Here is a 2922-nt window from a genome sequence, read left to right as displayed (position 1 = left end):
CGGCGCTAGGCTTGACGCCGAGACCGGGGACGGCCGCACGCCGCTTGCCGTCGCCGTCGGGCGCGGCGCGCCCGTGCTTGTTCGGCTGCTCATCGAGCGCGGCGCGACGGCCGAAGGCGAGGCGGGCGGCCGCGCCCTTGCCGCGGCGGCCGCCTCCGGCTCGCTCGAGATCGTGCAAATGATCGCCGAGGCGGGCGCTGCCCTTGACGGCGCCGACGCCAAGGGGCGCACGGCGCTGGCCATCGCCGCCGCCGGCGGCCTGGACGAGATGGCCGTCTATCTTCTCGCCAAGGGCGCCAAGCCCAACGCCTTGAACCCGGTCGACGGAACCACGGCGCTGATGTGGGCGGCCAATGCCGGCTTCATGGACATCGTCAAGGCGCTGCTTGCCGCCGGCGCCGACGTGGGCGTGGTCGCCAAGGACGGCTGGGACGCGGTCAAGGCGGCCGAGATGGCCGGCCACGACGACATCGCCAGGCTGCTGCGCCGCGGCGCCTAGAGCGGTTCATGGTTTCCTATAACCATGTACCGCTCTAGCCCTCGGGCGGCTGCTCCAGGCTCTTGTCGGCGAGGTGCTGGCGCAGATAGTCGCGATATTCGTTGGTCATCTTCTCCACGAATTTCTCGTGATCCCCGATGCCGATGATGCTCTTTCCGACGAACGCGCTGTAGCGCGCGGAGGCGAACAGCAGGGCCATGTGGAGCTGCGTCGCCTTGACCTTCGCGTTTTCGCGGTTGGCGAGGTCGATGAACTTGTCGGCGGTCTTGAGGAACGCGTTAACGTCGAGCTCGCCCTCCTTGCGCGCCAGGCGCCTGTCCTTCCGGCTCATGGCCTCGGTGCTCCCTTGTGCCGTTTGGTCCGCTCGGGCCAGTCTAGGGCCTTGCCCCGCGCGGCGAAAGCGACCTTGACCCCGATCCCCCCGCGCCCCCTAATGGCCGCATGAACCGGCTCCCTCAAGCCCGGCAGGCCTTCCGCGCTGCGGCGGGGCTGTTGCTCGCGCTCCTGGCGGCGCTTGGCCCGGCGGCGGCGCAGCCCGGCGGCGAATGCGCCTATGCGGCGCCGGTCTGCGCGGTCCGCGCTTCGGTGTTCCATGTCGCGGCCTACGGCCTCGACGCCAATGCCGTGCGCATCGGCGACGGCCTCCTCGTCACCAACCGCCATGTCGTCGCCGACGAGGAGGACGTCGTCGTCTTTCTCGCCGATGGCTCGCAGATCCCGGGCAAGGTCGTGCCTGCCTCCTATGCCGGCGATCTCGTCCTCATCGAGGCAAAGCTGCCGGACGGCCCGGTAATCGCGCTCGACGAGGATGCCGATAAGGGGCCCTGGCAGACGGTGGCCGCCTCTGCCGACTTCCGCTTCGTCCGCGTCTATCCGCCGGGCGGGCCGCTGGCCCTGCCGGCCGAGGACCGGCCGCTTGCCCGCATCCACCACACCGCCCAGAGCCAATTCGGCGCCAGCGGCGGCGCGCTGGTCGACCGCGAAGGCGAGCTTGTCGGCATCGTCGCCTCCGGCGGCGAGGGCCGCGGCGAGGCGATTCCCGCCCGCGCCATCGCCGAATTGCGGGCGGCAAGCGGTGCCGCGCACGCCGAGGAGAGCCGGCGCATCGGCACGGCCCATCGCGACTGCGACTGGGCCCTCGACAAGGCCCGGCAGGTCGGCCGCGGGCTGCCGGAGCCGCTGGCGGCGACGCTCGAGGCGCGCTGCCTTGCCGGTGGCAACAAGCTGCAGATCGAGCTTGCCGCCCAGGCACTCGGCCGCGCCGGCCTGCTCGACCGCTCGGCGGAGCTGTTCGAGCGGGCGCTGTCCCAGGACCCCGAAGCGATCAACACCAGGCTCGGCTATCTCACCACCCTGCATCTTTCCGCCCGCTTCGCCGACGAGGTGCCGATCATCCGCGATCTCATCGAGCTCATCCCCGAGGACGACCAGTTGCAGCGCTACGCGGTGCAGGCGGGCAAATGGGGCGGCGACATGGAGCTGGCCGAGGAGGGCGCCCGCCTCGTCGAGCAATACAATCCGGCGCAGGGCGAGGCCGTGCGCCGCTTTCTGCAAGCCGAGATGCCGCCGCCGCGCCGCCAGCCGCCGCCGCCGTAGGGGCCGCCCGGTCGCCGCCTCGGCCCGCGCCCCGGGCAATAAGTCTCGACGCGCTCCATGCAGGGGCGCTATCGTCGGTCGGCAAACCGGCGCGGTCGTCCGCGGCGCCGATGGCCGGCGTGTTTGCCGTCTTGGGAGTGAAGGGATGGAGCGCGTTGCGAGCCGTGTTCGATTAAGCGGGCTGGCGGTCGCCGCGGCGGCAATCGTGTTTGCCGCCGGGGGCGCGTGGGCGCAGCCCGCGCCGCGCGATCCGCTTCGGATCGACGTGCCGAGCCGGCCGTTGATGCCGAACACGACCGAGCCGATCCTCTTCGGCTGCTCGGATCTCGAGGACTGCCAGAAGCAGGCGAAGGAGATGTGCGCGGGGTTCAACTACCCGAACGGCAAGATCCTGTTTCGCGAGCTGGCGCCGGCGCCGCGGCCGTTCCCGATCTACAGCGTGATCTGCTTCGACTGAGCGCCCCTGGCCGCGGCCAATGGATTTCACCTCGCCCCGGGGGGCAGAGAGGCCGCCCCCGACCCGATCCGGGGTCGGTTCGGGCGCGGGCCGAAGCGGGCGAGGGGGCAGGGGTGGCGCAATTGCTGCGCCCTCTCCTCCGGCGGGAGAGAGCCTGCCCCCGACTTGATCGGGGGGATGCGAAGGGCGGGCGCGGCCTTTCGGCCGCGCCTTACCGAAGCTGGGTGAGGGGGTAGGCCAATCGGCCCCTCGTCCTGCCGAGGCGTAACGGAATGACGAGGGGGGGTCCCGCCTCGCCGCATCCGCCCCACCGTCGTTGCCCGACTTGAACGGGCAACCCAGTAACCCCTGTGCCAACGCTTTGCCTCGG

4 protein-coding genes are annotated in these 2922 nt (G+C 71.4%); 3 read left to right on the top strand and 1 reads right to left on the bottom strand.

Features of this window, described 5'->3' with window-relative positions; translation table 11 throughout:
- The coding region (locus tag Q8P46_17215) for an ankyrin repeat domain-containing protein (protein ID MDP2621888.1) at window positions 1–499 on the top strand (499 nt) is incomplete at its 5' end.
- A 34-nt stretch (window positions 500–533) separates the two neighbouring features.
- Here Q8P46_17215 and Q8P46_17210 read toward each other — a convergent pair.
- On the bottom strand, window positions 534–830 hold the full coding sequence (locus tag Q8P46_17210; protein MDP2621887.1) for a DUF3144 domain-containing protein: 297 nt from the start codon (window positions 828–830) through the stop codon (window positions 534–536).
- Between the two features lie 110 nt (window positions 831–940).
- Here Q8P46_17210 and Q8P46_17205 point away from each other — a divergent pair, with 110 nt between their 5' ends.
- Window positions 941–2095 carry a trypsin-like peptidase domain-containing protein gene (locus tag Q8P46_17205; GenBank protein MDP2621886.1) on the top strand — a complete coding sequence of 385 codons (1155 nt, stop codon included), beginning with the start codon at window positions 941–943 and terminating at the stop codon, window positions 2093–2095.
- A 145-nt stretch (window positions 2096–2240) separates the two neighbouring features.
- Entirely contained in the window at window positions 2241–2552 is a 312-nt protein-coding gene (locus Q8P46_17200; protein ID MDP2621885.1) for a hypothetical protein, read from the top strand.
- The last annotated feature ends 370 nt before the right edge of the window (window positions 2553–2922 follow it).

It is taken from the genome of Hyphomicrobiales bacterium, from assembly GCA_030688605.1.
Taxonomy (GTDB): Bacteria; Pseudomonadota; Alphaproteobacteria; order Rhizobiales; family NORP267; genus JAUYJB01.
This window is presented reverse-complemented; position numbering and strand designations above follow the sequence as displayed.